At 63.9% G+C, this 16,468-nt stretch carries 15 protein-coding genes; 9 read left to right on the top strand and 6 right to left on the bottom strand.

The features are described 5' to 3' along the window. Positions 1 to 5: 5 nt before the first annotated feature. Positions 6 to 722 carry a hypothetical protein gene (locus CVS28_RS16135; protein WP_133159173.1) on the bottom strand — a complete coding sequence of 239 codons (717 nt, stop codon included), beginning with the start codon at positions 720 to 722 and terminating at the stop codon, positions 6 to 8. Positions 723 to 832: 110 nt separating this feature from the next. Next, positions 833 to 3,025 (bottom strand): S9 family peptidase, encoded by a 2,193-nt coding sequence (locus tag CVS28_RS16130; protein WP_103465026.1) that lies wholly within the window; start codon positions 3,023 to 3,025, stop codon positions 833 to 835. Positions 3,026 to 3,338: 313 nt separating this feature from the next. Between CVS28_RS16130 and CVS28_RS16125 the strand changes: the two genes are divergently transcribed. From CVS28_RS16125 to paaZ, 3 genes are all read left to right on the top strand, one after another. Next, positions 3,339 to 4,133 (top strand): enoyl-CoA hydratase/isomerase family protein, encoded by a 795-nt coding sequence (locus CVS28_RS16125; protein ID WP_103465025.1) that lies wholly within the window; start codon positions 3,339 to 3,341, stop codon positions 4,131 to 4,133. Continuing rightward, positions 4,130 to 5,032, top strand: coding sequence for a 3-hydroxyacyl-CoA dehydrogenase family protein (locus tag CVS28_RS16120; protein WP_103482154.1), 903 nt, complete (start codon positions 4,130 to 4,132; stop codon positions 5,030 to 5,032). Before CVS28_RS16125 ends, CVS28_RS16120 begins: the two co-directional genes overlap by 4 nt. Positions 5,033 to 5,102: 70 nt before the next feature. After that, positions 5,103 to 7,259 (top strand): phenylacetic acid degradation bifunctional protein PaaZ, encoded by a 2,157-nt coding sequence (gene paaZ, locus CVS28_RS16115; protein WP_103482153.1) that lies wholly within the window; start codon positions 5,103 to 5,105, stop codon positions 7,257 to 7,259. Between the two features lie 56 nt (positions 7,260 to 7,315). On the opposite strand, the gene CVS28_RS16110 is transcribed toward paaZ, so the two are convergent. Both CVS28_RS16110 and CVS28_RS16105 read right to left on the bottom strand, forming a co-directional pair. Further along, on the bottom strand, positions 7,316 to 9,424 hold the full coding sequence (locus CVS28_RS16110) for an HNH endonuclease signature motif containing protein (RefSeq protein WP_165788181.1): 2,109 nt from the start codon (positions 9,422 to 9,424) through the stop codon (positions 7,316 to 7,318). A gap of 130 nt (positions 9,425 to 9,554) precedes the next feature. Further along, positions 9,555 to 10,145: a TetR/AcrR family transcriptional regulator gene (locus CVS28_RS16105; RefSeq protein WP_103482151.1), complete on the bottom strand. Its 591-nt coding sequence runs from the start codon at positions 10,143 to 10,145 to the stop codon at positions 9,555 to 9,557. 116 nt (positions 10,146 to 10,261) lie between these two features. On the opposite strand from CVS28_RS16105, the gene paaA reads away from it, so the two are divergent. From paaA to CVS28_RS16075, 6 genes are read left to right on the top strand one after another with little or no spacing between them, the layout of a single operon-like run. Further along, complete coding sequence (gene paaA, locus CVS28_RS16100) at positions 10,262 to 11,230, top strand: 1,2-phenylacetyl-CoA epoxidase subunit PaaA (protein WP_103482150.1); 969 nt, start codon at positions 10,262 to 10,264, stop codon at positions 11,228 to 11,230. Next, positions 11,227 to 11,559: a 1,2-phenylacetyl-CoA epoxidase subunit PaaB gene (gene paaB / locus CVS28_RS16095; RefSeq protein ID WP_103482149.1), complete on the top strand. Its 333-nt coding sequence runs from the start codon at positions 11,227 to 11,229 to the stop codon at positions 11,557 to 11,559. Before paaA ends, paaB begins: the two co-directional genes overlap by 4 nt. Beyond that, on the top strand, positions 11,559 to 12,413 hold the full coding sequence (paaC, locus tag CVS28_RS16090) for a 1,2-phenylacetyl-CoA epoxidase subunit PaaC (protein ID WP_103482148.1): 855 nt from the start codon (positions 11,559 to 11,561) through the stop codon (positions 12,411 to 12,413). The genes paaB and paaC overlap by 1 nt, the downstream gene beginning before the upstream one ends. A 5-nt stretch (positions 12,414 to 12,418) precedes the next feature. Continuing rightward, on the top strand, positions 12,419 to 12,955 hold the full coding sequence (gene paaD, locus CVS28_RS16085; protein WP_165788180.1) for a 1,2-phenylacetyl-CoA epoxidase subunit PaaD: 537 nt from the start codon (positions 12,419 to 12,421) through the stop codon (positions 12,953 to 12,955). After that, entirely contained in the window at positions 12,955 to 14,145 is a 1,191-nt protein-coding gene (paaE, locus tag CVS28_RS16080; protein WP_103482146.1) for a 1,2-phenylacetyl-CoA epoxidase subunit PaaE, read from the top strand. Before paaD ends, paaE begins: the two co-directional genes overlap by 1 nt. 51 nt (positions 14,146 to 14,196) lie before the next feature. Continuing rightward, entirely contained in the window at positions 14,197 to 14,979 is a 783-nt protein-coding gene (locus CVS28_RS16075) for an enoyl-CoA hydratase/isomerase family protein (protein ID WP_103482145.1), read from the top strand. Here the strand turns inward: CVS28_RS16075 and CVS28_RS16070 are convergent. Then, entirely contained in the window at positions 14,976 to 15,749 is a 774-nt protein-coding gene (locus CVS28_RS16070; RefSeq protein WP_103465015.1) for an isocitrate lyase/PEP mutase family protein, read from the bottom strand. The genes CVS28_RS16075 and CVS28_RS16070 overlap by 4 nt on opposite strands. A gap of 130 nt (positions 15,750 to 15,879) precedes the next feature. Then, entirely contained in the window at positions 15,880 to 16,332 is a 453-nt protein-coding gene (locus tag CVS28_RS16065; RefSeq protein ID WP_103482144.1) for an Lrp/AsnC family transcriptional regulator, read from the bottom strand. Positions 16,333 to 16,468 lie beyond the last annotated feature (136 nt).

The raw sequence follows: 16,468 nt of genomic DNA, 5'->3' as shown, positions 1-16,468 counted from the left end.
CTGTCTCACCGGGCTGCTTTCGGGCCGTAAGTCGGGAAGGTTCCCCAACGCTGCCAGCCCAGGAACGCCAGGGCTGCCTGGGCCACGAACAGGAAGATCAGCACAGAGCCCTGAGCCAGCATGGTGGTGGAATAGACCGACGCCACGGACGCCACGATGACCAGCAGCCACGCCCAGCGTGAACGGTGGGCCAGACCTACCAGCGCGGCCGGCAGCAAGCCCATCAGAAAGCCGGTGAGCAGCAGGGACGCCCAGGGGATGCGGGCGAGCGGGGCGGAGAACCCCGCAAAGATCGAGGCCACAACGAGCATCGACCCCAGTGCGTAGACCAGTGCCACGGCTGCCGGTGCCAGCAGGTCCACGCCACTGAACGGCCGCAGCGCAAAAGTCCGAAGCCGCCGGGATGCTTGCGGCAGCTTCTGGAAGGACAGAAACCCATACGCGGCGGATCCCACCGCCACGGCGAGCGGGATGGCCACGCCTGCGGCAAACATCAGTAGCCCGGTTGTCGAGGCCGCCAGAAGTCCCGGGAAGTTCATCAATTGCGCCAGCCCCTGCAAGAGGAACGCGGCCCCCGCCAGCCACCAGCCCGTGTCGCTGCGCCGGGCCAGCAGTCCCAGTGACGCGCAGATCAGCAGCGCGCCAAGGATCGTCAAGGCCATGGATGCAACATCGAGGGGGCCGTTCATCCGGCCGAACAAAAGCTCGCCAATTCCATACATGCACCCACTCTAGGCTTGGCGGGGCATTTGGCGGGCATCCTCTGGTGGGTGGGGACGGTCCGGCGGCCAACAACCTTGGCCTGCCGGCCGCCGTCGTACTGGGGGAGTGCCTAGCGGAGCGAAGTGGCTCCCAACGCGTCGGCCAGGAACGCGTAGTCCCAGGCGCGAGTCTTCCAGCCCTCATAGCGGCCGGACGCGCCGCCGTGGCCACCGTCCATTTCAATTTTCATGACAATGGGCTCCGAACCCGTGGACTTCGCGCGCAGTTCTTGGACCCATTTGGCCGGTTCCACATACAGCACACGGGTGTCGTTGAAACTGGTGACGGCCGCGATCTTCGGGTACGCAACTGCGCGCACGTTCTCGTACGGGGTGTACTCCTTCATGTACTTGTACACCGCAGGATCGGTGATGGGATTGCCCCACTCCTCCCACTCCAGCGCCGACAAAGGCAGTTCCGGGTCCAGGATGGTTGTCAACGCATCCACGAAGGGGACCTGGGCCACCACGGCCGCGTACTTTTCCGGGGCCAGGTTCGCCACGGCACCCATCAACAGCCCGCCGGCCGAGCCGCCCATGGCCGCAATCCGTGCCGGATCCACCCAGCCGGAGCCGGCAACCCAGTCCGTGGCCGCAATGAAGTCCGTGAAGGTGTTCATCTTGGTGAGCTTCTTGCCGTCCTCATACCAGTGGCGGCCCATCTCGCCGCCGCCGCGGACATGCGCAATCACAAACACCACGCCGCGATCCAGCAGGGACAGGCGCGGCACACCAAATCCGGGGTCCATGCTGACCTCGTAGGATCCATAGCCGTATACAACGGCCGCGTTGTTGCCGTCGCGGGGCAGGTCCGCCCGGCGCAGCACCGACAACGGAACCAGCGTGCCGTCGGTGGCCGTGGCCCATTCGCGTTCGGCGACGTAGTCCTGGGCGCGGTAGCCGCCCAAAACAGGTGTTTCCTTGCGCAACAGGAGTTCGCCCTCAGCTCCGGCCACGGGCAGCACATAGTCGTAGACGCGCGGGGGCGTGAAGTCGGAGGTGTAGATCAAGCGGATCACGGGGGACTCGTATTCACTTCCACCCATTGAGGCCGTGTACAGCTCCTCATCAAAGACAGGTTCGACGGCGGCGCCCTGCCCCGCTGTCCCCAGTCCCTCCAGCGGTGTCACCTGGATGCGTTCGATGGTGTCTTTGCGAAGGGAAACCACCATGTGGGTGGCGGTGACGGTGGCGCCGTTGATGCGCACGGAGTCGTCGTGCGCCACCACTGTGTCCCAGCGCTGTGACGGCACATCCTTGCTGAACTCCGCAGCGTCAACCAGGGAAATCATCGAGTTCACGGCGTCACGGTCATGAGTGAGCAGGACCTTCTCGACGCCCGCCAAAAGGAAGGGCTCGGCGTCGTACAGGATCTCAGCGCTGCGCGGGATCAGAACCTGCAAGCCCTTTTCGGGTGCGGCAAAGTCCAGGAGGCGGGTTTCACTGAATTCGGAGCAGCCGATGCTGATCATCAGGTGGCGGCGGTCGGCGGAGAGGTCGAAACCTGTCCACATGGCGACGTCGTCCTCCTGGTACAGGACGGCATCGGAGGAAATCGGCGTACCCAGGACGTGGGTTTTGACCTGGAACGGGCGCCAGGAATCGTCGGCCACCATGTAGAACAGGGTGGTTCCGTCGGGGGAGAAGCTCAGGCCGTAGAACACGTTCTCGATGGTGTCCTCCAGCAGCTCGCCCGTGCGCAGGTCCTTGATGCGGATGGTGAACAGCTCATCCCCGGCGTTGTCCACGGCGTAGGCGTACAGGTTCCCGTCGCGGGTCACGGCGGCGCCGCCCAGCGAGAAGAACGGCTGGCCTTCGGCCTCAACATTGCCATCGAGCAGGACCACCTCGCCCGGAACATCCACGCCGGGCTCCACCAGCGGGGGCGTCCAGTCAGCCAGCGTGCCGTCGCTGCTGGCCGCCACCCGGCACTGGATGCCGTAGGCCTGGCCCTCCACCATGCGGCCGTAGTACCACCAGTCGTCCTTGCGGCTGGGCACGGACAAATCAGTTTCCTGCGTGCGGTTCTTGATCTCGTTGAAAATGTCAGTCCGCAGCTGCTCCTGTCCGGCCGTGACAGCGTCCGTGTAGGCCTGCTCGGCGTTCAAGTGGGCCACCACCTCGGGGCTTTCCTTTTCCCGCAGCCATTCGTAGTTGTCCACAAAGGTGTCCCCGTGGTGGGTGCGTTCCACGGGAACTTTCTTGGCAACGGGCGGCGCTGAAACGGGCGTTGAAGGAGCGGCTGAGTCGTCAAGAAGTGTCATGAGTTCAACTCTATCGAGGCATCGATGGCACAGTTCGGGTCTATGCCCACAGCGGAGAATGCCCCGCCCCAATGAGGCGGGCGGGTGAGGAAGGGGCGGTCTCGCCGGGGTGGGATGGTTGACCGCATGGAGGACCCGTGGAATATTTATAGAACGAACGGTCGGTAAATTGACGGGCTGTTCCCGACGGCGGCACGTGCCGCGCCGTCACCGCGCGTTCGAAGGGTGCAATCATGGCCGCAGGAACACCCCAAGCATTCCTGGTGGGCGGGGTTCGCACGCCGGTGGGCCGGCTGTTGGTGGAGGGGCTGTGATGGACGACGCCGGCACCCGCCTCGACCCCAGGACTTTCGCCACGCTGCTGGTCACCGAGGAGAACGACCGCGTGGCCGTGCAGCTGAACCGGCCCGCCGTGCGGAATGCGATTGACGCGCAGATGGTGGCTGAGCTCCACCGCGTCTGCGGCTCTTTGGAGACGGCGCCCAAGATCCTGCTCCTCACCGGTATCCCGGGCGATGAGGCAACCGGCATGCCGGGAATCTTTGCCTCCGGGGCCGATGTTTCCGAGTTGCTGGAACGCCGTCGCGAGGACGCCCTGAAAGGCATTAACTCGGGGCTTTTCACCAGGATCGCCGCGCTGCCCATGCCCGTCATCGCCGCCCTGGACGGGTACGCGCTGGGCGGCGGGGCCGAGCTGGCCTACGCCGCGGACTTCCGGATCGGCACCCGCGCGCTGCGCATGGGTCAGCCGGAAACCAGCCTCGGCATCATGGCTGCGGCCGGTGCCACGTGGCGGTTGAAGGAACTGGTGGGAGAGCCGCTGGCCAAGGAAATCCTGTTGGCGGGGCGAATCCTCACGGGGGAGGGGTGTCTGGCCGCCGGGCTGATCACAGAACTGGTGGAATCCGCCGATCTGCTCCCGGCCGCCCACGCGCTCGCCGACGCGATCGCCCGCCAGGATCCGCTGGCCGTGCAAGCCACTAAGCGAATCTTCCATGAACCCCGGGACGCCCACCCCGGGGTGGACAACCTGGCCCAGGCCGAGCTGTTTGAATCACCGGCCAAATTTGCGCGCATGCAGGCGTTTTTGGACAGGAGAAAACCATGACCTCCACACCCGACGCCCGCTCAGATACGGGGGCCTTTTGGCCAACGCTCCCGCAGAACGTGGGTGTTTTGGGCGGTGGACGCATGGGTGCCGGTATTGCGCACGCCTTCCTCATGGCCGGCTGCGAGGTGCTGGTGGTGGAGCGTGACCTCGACGCCGTTCAGGGCGCCCATGTGCGTGTGGTCCTTGCCGTGGACAAGTCAGTGGGGATGGGGTTGGCAGGCGGCCCGGAGGTCACCACGGAGCGCATCATGGAACGGCTCAGGCTTTCCACGAATTACGCCCATTTTGCTCCGTGCGCATTGGTGGTGGAGGCTGTGCCTGAAATCTGGGACTTGAAGGTGGCATCCCTGCAAGGCGTGGAAGCGCATCTGGCCGATGATGCCGTGCTGGCCTCCAACACTTCCTCCCTGTCCATGACGGGACTGGCCGCGGAGCTGGCCCGCCCGCAGAACTTCATTGGCCTGCACTTTTTCAACCCGGTCCCGGCGTCCGCGCTGATCGAGGTGGTCGTTGCGCGGCAAACCAGCGCTGAGCTGGTGACCACGGCGCAAGGTTGGGTCCAGGCGTTGGGCAAGACTGCCGTCGTGGTCAATGACGCGCCCGGCTTCGCCTCCTCCCGGCTGGGCGTGGCCATAGCGCTGGAAGCCATGCGCATGGTCGAAGAGGGTGTGGCGAGCGCGGAGGACATCGACAACGCCATGGTGTTGGGCTACAAACACCCCACCGGCCCGTTGCGGACCACGGACATTGTGGGCCTGGACGTGCGTCTGGGCATTGCTGAATACCTGGCCGAAACGCTGGGCGAACGCTTTGCGCCGCCGCAGATTTTGCGCGACAAGGTGGCCCGCGGCGAGCTGGGGCGCAAGTCCGGTCAAGGATTTTTTCCCTGGGCCTAGCGGCCAGCACCATGGCCACCTAAGACATGACCACCCAAGACATAACCAGCAGAGAAAGGACGGGTCCACGATGACCACTGCAACGTCAATTGAAACTGTTCCGAGCTACGTCCAGGATGCCTGGTGGACCCCTGCCAGCGGAGTCACAGGCACCGACGCCCGCGACGCCAGTACCGGCGAGGTGCTGGCGAGGGTGTCCGCCGAGGGGCTGGACCTTGGCGCTGCCGTCGAGCATGCCCGCACGGTGGGACAAACCCAACTTGGCCAGCTGACCATTCACGAACGGGCCCTGAAACTGCGCGAACTGGCCGCCTACCTCAATGATCGCCGCCAGGAGCTGTACGACATTTCCGCCCGAACGGGTGCCACAAAGATCGACTCCATGGTGGACATCGACGGCGGCATTGGGGTGCTGTTCACGTTTTCTTCCAAGGGGCGGCGTGAACTGCCCAACGCCAACGTGATTGTCGACGGTCCGGTGGAGGTACTTTCCAAGGACGGCTCATTCATCGCCGAGCACATCTACACCCGGATTCCGGGCGTCGCAGTCCAGATCAACGCTTTCAACTTTCCTGTCTGGGGGATGCTGGAAAAGTTTGCCCCGGCGTTCATCGCAGGTGTGCCCACCATCGTCAAGCCGGCCACGCCCAGCGGCTACCTGGCCGAGGCCGCCGTACGCGCCATCGTCGAATCGGGGATACTGCCGGAAGGGGCGTTACAGCTGATTTCTGGCTCCGCGCGCACCCTGCTGGACGTTTTGGACTACCGCGACATGGTCTCTTTCACTGGCTCCGCTGCCACTGCCATTACGCTCAAAAACCACCCGAATGTGGCCCACGGCGGGGTCCGGTTCACGGCGGAAACCGACTCCCTGAACGCCGCCATTTTGGGTCCGGATGCCGTCCCCGGAACACTCGAATTCGATGCGTTCATCAAATCCGTTGTCACCGAGATGACTGTCAAGGCCGGCCAAAAGTGCACCTCCATCCGCCGGACGATCGTCCCCAACGAACTCAAACAGGCGGTCATAGACGCCATCGGTGCGCGTATCAGCGAACGGGTGGTGGTGGGGGATCCCCGGGCCGAGGGTGTCACGATGGGCGCGCTCGCTTCGCTGGAACAGCTGGCAGACGTCCGAGCGGCCGTCGAAACCATGCTCTCCGCCGGTGGCGAACTGGCCTACGGAACCCTGGACGCACCGACGGTGACCCGCGCGGATGGCACGGTGGCCGCCGTGGCCGATGGCGCGTTCATGACTCCGGTGCTGCTGAGCTGGGCCAACGCGGAGGCTCCGGAAGTTCACGCACTGGAGGCCTTTGGGCCAGTGTCCAGTGTGATTGGTTATGCGACTCATCCCGGCCATGACGGACAGGGGCTGGATGTCAGCGAGGCGGTCAGGCTCGCTGCACTGGGGGCCGGGTCCCTGGTGGCGACCGTTTGCACGAACGATCCGGCCACGGCCAGGGCTTTGGTGACCGGGATTGCCGCCCACCATGGCCGGGTTCTGGTACTCAATCGTGAAGACGCCCGAACATCCACCGGGCATGGATCTCCCGTGCCGCACTTGGTGCACGGCGGGCCGGGGCGTGCCGGTGGCGGCGAAGAGCTGGGCGGTATCCGCTCTGTCAAGCACCACATGCAGCGCACAGCCATTCAGGGCTCACCCAATATGCTCACGGCCGTGACTGGCGTGTGGCACACCGGTGCTGACCGTGTGACGGCCGGTTCAGCGGAGTTTGGGGCCGTCGCAGGTGCCGTGCACCCGTTCCGGAAGTCGCTCGCAGAGCTGCGGATCGGGGATGCGTTCGCCTCGGGACTGCGGCAGGTCACGCTCGAGGACATCACTGCGTTTGCGAACTCCACCGGCGACACGTTTTATGCCCACACCGACGCCGCGGCTGCGGAGAAAAACCCGTTCTTCCCCGGCATCGTGGCGCACGGGTACCTGCTGGTGTCCTGGGCTGCCGGGCTTTTCGTGGAACCGGCGCCCGGGCCTGTGCTGGCCAACTATGGGCTGGAATCGTTGCGCTTCATCACGCCGGTTGCTGCCGGGGACTCGATCCGTGTGACGCTGACAGCCAAAAAGATCATCCCACGCGTGACCGACGAATATGGCGAGGTCTGCTGGGATGCCATCTTGCACAACCAAGACGGCGAGATCGTGGCCACGTACGACGTGCTGACGCTCGTGGAGAAGGAAGAAACGCTGTACGCCGGCAATTTGTAAGGACCGAAATCGCGTCGTGGTCTGTATCTCAGGACAAACTTGTCAGGACCTGCACGTCAGGACCGGCCGTGGTGAAAGTTGTTGCGGCGTTCCCTGCGCAGGATGTCAACACTGTAGGGCGGGGTGAACCAGGCAATCCCGCCTTCGAGCCTAATTGTCCAGCCCCTGTCATGAAGGTAGTGGTGGTGCAGGCTGCAGCACAAGACGGCATTGTCCACGGAGGTCCGGCCGCCGTGCTGCCACGGAATAATGTGGTGCGCTTCAGTCCAAAACGGGGGCGCCGTGCAGTCAGGGTAGGCACAGCCCATGTCGCGGGCCGGGAGAATCTTGCGCTGGGCGAAGGTGAAAAGGCGCTGGGTGCGACCCACGTCAAGAACGCCGCCGTTGGTGTCGCGCAACAGCGGTGTGACCTCCGATGTGCACAGGTCTTCCTCGAACAAGGCCAGGGCGACGGGACCGCTATACGGAGCAAGCACGATTGAGGTACCGTCCTTCTTGTCGAGGTCAGCTTGGGTGACCGAGAGATATAGCTGGGACTTCAGTCCGCCATTCATGGGGAGTTGGCCGGTGCGGGCAGCGAGTTGAACGCAGCTGATCAGCCCGTCGAGAAGCTTTTGCCCGTGGGTTCGCCTGTCCTTGACTGCTGGGTCAGTGCTGTTCGGATCGATCGGATCCAAGCCGCCCAGACCGCCGTTCGAGCCGGGCTCCGGCACCCAAACACCGTCGATCAGGTGCGGCCAGGGCTGCGATTGAACAGTTTCAGGCGGGGCTGTGGCCCCAGCATCCACCGGCGCGGTGGTAGAAGTGGCCTCATCCGGGCCGGCCTCATCCGGGCCGGCCTCATCCGGGCCGGGAGCATCCGGGATGGGAACCCCGGGGATGGGAACCCCGGGGCTGGGAACCGGGTTGCCGGGAGTCGGGCTGCCGCCTTGTGCAGGTCGTATCCAGCCGTTGTTCGATGCCGTCACGTCACGGTTGTCAGGAAACCAGAACCATTTTTCACCTTGAAAGCGGGGCGGCGTTGCATCATGAGGAGCTTCGGGTGGCCGTGGCGGGATGTCATCGGGAGCCAGCGGCTTGCGCCAACCCTGCGACCTCTCTGCGATGCCAAGGCTTGGCGGTGGTTTTAGCCAGGTGGATCCGTCGTCACCGGTGGATGGTGTCCACAACGGCTGCAGTGGATGCTGAACGGGAGGTTGAACGGGAGGTTGTACGGGCCCATTCTGACTGGAAGTGACCAGCAATTGCGCCAGCAGCTCGGATACTCCCGGGATGGACTGATTCGAGCCGTCTTGTTGCTCGGCCACATTCTGCTCGGCCTCTTGTGACTCGGGGTCTCTCGGTTTGGGGCTACTACTCCACCCGATACCGGCCATCAGGTGCTCATATTGGCGGATGGTCATAAATCCGTCCACGTGGACTAACCCATTCCGCGGGTTTCGAAAGAAGATGCCCTGCTTGGCTACCAGATCGGCCTCGGAGGGTTTTTGCCCATCGGGGTCAAGCAGGGCCAAGGCATGTCTGCCCAGGATGCGGAGGATGTCGGCCGGTTCATCCTCGGCCTGCCGGGTCAATAACTCCTCGAGCTCACTTGGCTGTGCCTCTAGGATGCTCCCGGAACTGGCAAGCCATGCTGCCTCATCGACAAATCCGGAAACGATCAGGGCCTGTTCGCTTGACACTCGCCCGGTGAACAGGGCCGAACCAAGGATGGGTTGGCTTGGCGTCGTTGCCACCTGCGTCAACGGATCGGTGCTGGTCTGAAAATGGCTAGCCAGCCGGATCCGGCGGGCGGCCTCAGCCCGGCTGAGCTTCAGTGAAGAGGTAAGTAGTTCGGCCGGTTTCCGGGAACAAGCGTCTTTGTACCGTCCGGCGTAAACCCGCTCTGACAGTTCCCCCGCGGCTTGTACGAGCAGGCCTTGCAGGTGTCTGTTGAGCTGTTCCAAGTTTTGCGCCCACGCCACAGCCTCATCATCGCTCAGCAAGCCAAGGTCTACTCCCAGCGGGGAAGAAACCAGGGGCAGTGATTCCGGGGCCATGGGCTTGGGCACGGCAGTACGTACAAGGGATTCGGCCAGACCCAGTAGCTGGTGAATGTGTTCACCAGCCGTCCTGCGATCTTGCGCGGATCCGGGTTGTCCCGGCACCCTTGCCGTTGCTTCCATGTCACTAATTTTACCGAAGGGGTCTGACATTCTTCGAGGAAATCAGCAGAATGTGGAAAACTCTCGAACTGGCTCGAACTGTGGATGAATGAAACCCTGGAAGAGACCTCCTGCAGCTCCTAGAGTGCCCCTATTCACGCAGCCCGTGAAATGACATGGCCAGGACATCGTCGGCCAGTTTTTCCGCGGAAAGTGACCCTCCGGGCCTGTACCATTCCACGATCGAGTTGATGGTGCCGAATAAGAGGCGCGTGATGGTGCCAGGAGCTATATCGGTGCGCAGCGTGCCGTCCTGTTGGGCCTGCGCAACGAGCTCCGTGATGGTGCGGTCAAAGACACGGCGGCGTGCCATCGCTTCTCGCTCCATTTCGGTGTTCCCGCGCAGCCGCAACAACAAGGTAACGAACGGCAGGCGCTCCACCAAGACCCCGATCGTTTCCCTGAGCACAAACTCAAGGCGGGCATCAGGGGCTCCGGAGGTGGCGCCGTCGAGCGTCAAAACGCCTTCCAGGCCCCCCAACGCTTCCTCGAGCGCTCGCCGCAGCAGATCTTCCTTGGATGGAACATGGTGATAGATCGCGGACTTGGAGATGCCTAAGTACTCGGCGAGGAACCCCATGGAGGTGGCCTCGTAGCCATGCTTATTGAACACGTCCACGGCGATCCGAAGCACAGATTGCTGGTCGTATCCGGGCCGGCCACGTTTGGCGATGGTGGGCATGAGCGCCTGCTTTCCGGGACATCGAGTCATTGACTGGGTATGCACGCCACTATATCCTGAACGAACGGTCGGTAATTAATTCTGGGGCCGTCAAGGCAATCGTCGAAGGAGACGTTATGGCACTCCAGCAGGAGGATACGGCCGGACAGGCCAACTTTGAGCGCATCATCGCCAAGGATTCTCGGGTGGAGCCCAAGGACTGGATGCCCGAGGCCTACCGCAGGACGCTGGTGCGGCAAATCTCCCAGCACGCCCACTCCGAGATCATTGGCATGCAGCCCGAAGCCAACTGGATCACGCGGGCACCAAGCCTCAAGCGCAAATCCATCCTCATGGCCAAGGTCCAGGATGAGGCCGGGCACGGCTTGTACCTGTACTCGGCCGCCGAAACCCTGGGGACCACGCGCGATGACATGATGGATGCCCTGGTTGCCGGCAAGGCCCGCTACTCCTCCATCTTCAACTACCCCGCCGTCACTTGGGCTGACATGGGTGCCATCGGCTGGATGGTGGACGGCGCCGCCATCTGCAACCAGGTGCCGCTGTGCCGCGCCTCCTACGGACCCTACGGCCGGGCCATGGTGCGCGTCTGCAAGGAAGAGTCCTTCCATCAGAGGCAGGGCTTTGAGATCTTGTTGGAACTGGCCAACGGCACCCCCGAGCAACGGACCATGGCACAGGATGCGGTGAACCGCTGGTACGCGCCGTCGTTGATGATGTTCGGCCCGCCGGATGACGATTCGCCCAATTCCCGCCAGTCCATGGCGTGGAACATCAAGCGCTTCAGCAATGACGAGCTCCGCTCCCGCTTTGTGGGCATGCTGGTTGAACAGGTCAAGGTCTTGGGCCTGAGCCTGCCGGATGAATACATCAGCGTCAACGAAGACAGCAACAAATGGGAGCACGGCCCGCTGGACTGGGAAGAATTCAAGGAAGTCTTGGCCGGACGCGGCCCCTGCAACGCCCAGCGTCTGGAGCGCCGCCGTTCGGCCCACGACGACGGGGCCTGGGTCCGCGAAGCTGCGGCGGTGTATGCCCAAAAGCAGGCCGTGAAGAACGCACAGAAAGCGGCAGCCTCAACATGAGCGCCCAAGAATTCGCTGGAAGTTTGACGCCGGCTGCCGGAGACAGCGCCCACCGCTGGCCCCTGTGGGAAGTGTTTGTCCGCTCCAATCGGGGTCTCAGCCATGTCCACGCCGGTTCACTCCACGCACCCGATGCCGCCATGGCGCTGCGGAACGCCCGTGACCTATACACGCGCCGCAATGAAGGCGTGTCCATCTGGGTGGTTCCGGCCGACGCCATCGCAGCCTCCGACCCCGACGCCAAGGGCTCCTTCTTTGAATCGCCCCAGGGCAAGGACTACCGGCACGCCACGTATTACACGAAGAGCGAAGGGGTGAAACACCTCTAATGCAGCCTTCAGCAAAACTGGGTGACGCTTCCGCTTCGGCCACCCGCATTACGCCCGGAAATGCCCTGCGACCCGAAGACATTGCCTTGGCCGCCCGGCACGGTGCGGCCAAGGCAAGTGAGGACGTGGCACAGTACGCGCTGCGGCTCGGAGATGACGCCTTGATCTTGGCGCAACGCCTGGCCCACTGGATCTCCCGAGCGCCCGAGCTGGAGGAGGACGTGGCGCTGGGCAACATTGCCCTTGACCAGCTGGGTCACGCCCGCTCTTTCCTGACGTACGCCGGCAGTGCGTGGGGCAAGTCCGAGGACGAGCTGGCCTACTTTCGCCGGGAACCGGAATTCCGTTGTGCCCACTTGTTTGAGCAGCCCAACGGCGATTTTGCCGCCACCATCGCCCGGCAATTCATCGCGGCCAACTACCAGTTCCCGCTCTACCGGGGGCTGACCCAATCGAGCGACCCCATGCTGGCCGCCATTGCCGCCAAAGCAGTCAAGGAAGTGGACTACCACCTGGACCACAGCACGCAGTGGGTGCTGCGCCTGGCTGGAGGGACGGAGGAATCCCGCCGCCGCATGCTGGCCGGGCTGGACTTGATGTGGCCCTTCACCGGGGAACTGTTTCAAGACGATGCGCTGACGGCGCGACTCGGCGATGCCGGGGTGGTGCCCTCAAGTTTGCGCGCGGAGTTTGACCGCGCCACCGGGGAAGTCCTAGCCGAGGCGGAAGTGGACGTCCCGGCGTCGTCCATGGCCAGCGGCGGCGGGCGGCACGGGCGCCACTCCGAACACCTTGGGTATTTGCTGGCCGAGATGCAGGTGCTGGCGCGCGAATACCCCGGAGCCAGATGGTGAGCGCCATGGACACGATCCGCACATCGGCGCGGCAGCTGGCATGGGAGATTGCCGCCCGGGTATGCGACCCCGAAATTCCGGTGCTGACCATCGAGGATCTGGGTATCTTGCGCAGCGTTGACGTGGACGACGCCGGCGGGCCGGGGGGCGTCGCCGGCAAGCCGTCCGTGCGCATCACCATCACGCCCACCTACTCGGGCTGCCCGGCCATGGATGCCATCCGCGAGGACCTGCTGCGCGTATATGCCGCGGAAGGCTACCTGCACGTCACAGTTGAAACGGTGCTGGCCCCGGCCTGGACCACCGACTGGATGACGGACGCGGGCAAGGCGAGGCTGGAGGAATACGGGATCGCCGCCCCCAGCGGGCTGGCCAGCGCCGGGGGGCACAGCGGCCGTGTGCGGCTGTCGCTGGCGGTCAAGTGCCCGCAATGCCAGTCGCTGAACACGAAGGAAATTACCCGCTTCGGTTCCACGTCCTGCAAGGCGCTGTACGTCTGCCAGGACTGCAAGGAACCCTTTGACTACTTCAAGGTGCTCTGATGAGCGTCCCCGCCAACGCCGCCGCCCGGCGCCGTGCCGCCTTCCACACACTGACCGTGGCCCAGGTCCGCCGGCTCACAGAGGACGCCATCGAGGTCACCTTTGCCGTCCCGCCCAAGCTGTCCGGCTACTACGACTACCTCCCCGGGCAGTATGTTGCCCTGCGCACGCAGATGCCCGACGACGACGGCGTGCCGCGGGAAGTGCGGCGCAGCTACTCCATCTGCGCCGCCCCGGTACAGTTCGACGACGGCAGTTCCGAGATCAGGGTGGCCATCAAGCGCGACCTTGGCGGACAGTTCTCCACCTGGGCAAACGCCGAGCTGAGTGCCGGCGCCACCATGGATGTCATGAGCCCCATGGGCGCGTTCATCTCCAAGCATGGCGACGTCTCCAATGTCCTCACCGGCATGAACCATCCCGAAGACCTGGTCCGCGGGGCGGGCACGTTTGTGGCCATCGCCGCGGGCTCCGGCATCACCCCCGTCATCGCCATTGCCCGAACGCTGCTGGCCGCCAACGCAGAGACCCGCTTCGACCTGGTCTACGCCAACAAAGCCTCCATGGACGTCATGTTCTTGGAGGAACTGGCCGACCTCAAGGACCGCTACCCGGCCCGGCTTGCCCTGCACCACGTACTCTCCCGGGAGCAGCGCATCGCCCCGCTCATGAGCGGACGGCTCGACGCCGACAAGTTGGAGGCGCTGCTGGGCACCGCCATCCACGGCGACGACGTGGACGAATGGTTCCTGTGCGGACCCTTCGAGCTGGTCCAGCTGTGCCGTGACGTGCTCGCAGCCCGCGGTGTGCCCACGGACCGGATCCGCTTTGAACTCTTCACCACCGGCACGCCCAGCCGGCCCGAAGGTCAGGCTGGCCGCCGTGTGGTCGTGGACGAATCCGAGGAGAACTACAAGATCACGTTCACCCTCGACGGGCTCAAGGCCGACATCCTCAGCCCCACCCACGCCCGCGAATCCATCCTCAACGCAGCCCTGCGCGTACGCCCCGACGTCCCCTTCGCCTGCGCCGGCGGCGTCTGCGGCACGTGCCGCGCCAAGCTCGTGTCGGGACATGTGGACATGGCGGAAAATTACGCCTTGGAGCCGGATGAAGTGGACAACGGCTACGTCCTCACCTGCCAATCCCGCCCCACCACGCCCGAGGTCACCGTTGACTACGACGTCTAGGCCCTCGGTGGTCACGGTGGCGGACCCGATCCCGCCAACTGAGGAGTCACCATGATTGAGCTTTCCTTTGCCGAGGGCGTGGCAGAGATTGTTTTGAATGCGCCGCACAAATTGAACTCGCTCAAGGAGGGTGATCTGGGTGAACTCAGCGCTGCATATGACGAGGCGGCTTCTGCTGTCGCGGCTGGCAGTGTTCGGGCATTGCTGCTCCGGGGCGAGGGGCGGGCATTTTGTGCCGGCCGGGACATCGCCGGGGTTGACGGGGCCAACGACGATGCACGCCGCTACCTCGAGGGCTTGTTAACCCCGTTGCTGCAGAAGATGAGCGCATTCCCCGCACCCACTTTCGCCGCCGCCCAGGGTGCATGCCTGGGCGTGGGATTGGGGCTGCTCATCGCCACGGACGTGGTCTATGTGGCCGACAATGCGAAAATCGGTTCCCCGTTCGGCAACCTCGGGGCCACGCTGGATTCCGGCGGCCACTGGCTGTTTGCCGAACGCCTAGGCATGCACCGCACCCTCGACTTGATCTACACCGCCGAACTCATGAGCGGGGAGGACGCCGTCAAGGGCGGCTTATTCAGCAGGGCCATGCCGGCTGAGGATTTACTACCGACCACGCGGGCCGCCGCCGAGAAAGCAGCAACAGGCCCCACCCAGGCATTCAACGCCAGCAAGGAACTCGTGGCAGCGATCCGCGACCGGCGGCTGGGACTGTGGGACGCCGTCGTACTGGAAAACGAGGCGCAAGTGGAGCTCTCCCACACCTCCGACTACGCCGAGGGGTTCGCGGCCTTCTCGGCCAAACGGAAACCAGGGTTCACGGGCCGTTAGTTGAGCGGACGTGTGCCCTCCGGCAGGGCGCCATTGTTCATGAGTGCCGTGGCTGCGTCTGCGATCGCCGTTAAGGCCACACGCTGGATCCACGGGCCGTAGGAAATGCGGGCAACGCCCAACTCCTGCAGTTTTGCCGGACTGAGCGAACCGGGAACATTGATGACGTTGATCTTGCCCCATCCGATGCCTGCAACCAGCGCGGTGACGGTGGCCTCGTCCAACTTTCCCGGGACAAAGATGCACGCGGCTCCAACGTCCAGATAGGCCCGTCCTCGTTCGATGGCGGCCTCCAGCACTTCCCGCGGGTCGCGGTCCCCGGCACGCAGGAAAGCGTCAGTGCGTGCATTGAGAACAAAATCGATGCCTTCCGCCGCACCTGCGTCGGCAGCCTGCTTCATCTGGGCGATGGCCTGCGGAAGAGGGCGCATCTGGTCCTCAATGTTGGCGCCCACAATGCCCACTCCGATGGCCTTCTTGATGGTCTCGCCGGGGTTGCCATACCCCGCCTCAAGGTCGGCAGAGACGGGAAGAGTCGTGGCGGCGGCAATGCGGCCCACAGCATCAATCATGAGTTGGACCGGAATGTGCTCGCCGTCCTCATAGCCCAACGAAGCCGCAATTGAATGACTGGCTGTGGCGAGGGCCTTGGTGCCGGGCAGATCCGCAATGACCTTGGCTGTGATTGAATCCCAGACGTTGACCAGTTGCAGGACTTCCGGTGCTTGGTGGAGACGGAGCAGTTCGGTGGCTTTGCTTGAAGTGTCCATGGCCCGAGCCTACGCCCCGACTGCTCCCTCCGGCTCGCAAGTCCTGCACCCAGTGCGCAGATAATGTGACTTCCGGAGCTGGAAATCGCATTATCTGCACACTCGGTTCGCGGCCGCAGGCTCTAAGTCGCTACCTGGTGTCCAGATCCTCGAAGATGAGCAACGTTTGGGTGTCCAGGACGCCCGGCATGGACTGGAGCCGGTCAAAAATGACCTTGCGGAGGCCCTGGTTGTCCTCGGCGCGGACCAGCAGGATGACGTCGAAATCGCCGCCCACCAAGGCTATGTGTGCAACTTCGGGGATGGCCCGCAATTCCTCCCGGAGTTCCCGCCAGGAATGCTGGCTCACCTTCAAGGTGACATAGGCGGAGGACTTCAACCCCGCCTTAATCGGGTCCACCAGGGCGGTGAACTTGGTCAGAATCCCGTCCGTGGTCAGGCGGGAGATCCGCGAATACGCATGGGCGCGGGAGATGTGCACGTTCTCCGCGACGGTGCTCACCGACATGCGGCCATCCCGGGTGAGTTCAGCCAGGATCTTCTTGTCCACCTCGTCGAGCGGTGGTGGGGAACTCTCGGTCACGGCACTCCTGGTTCGGCTGGGGCGGGGCGAAAGACTCCCCGCAAAAAGCTGGGACCGTAACGCCTATCACATGTCATTGTGTCTCTCAGACTACGGATCTTGATCGGCAAATTCCAGAGAATTACAAAACTATGGA

It is taken from the genome of Arthrobacter glacialis (genome assembly GCF_002909415.1).
GTDB classification, from domain to species: Bacteria; Actinomycetota; Actinomycetes; order Actinomycetales; family Micrococcaceae; genus Specibacter; species Specibacter glacialis.
This window is presented reverse-complemented; position numbering and strand designations above follow the sequence as displayed.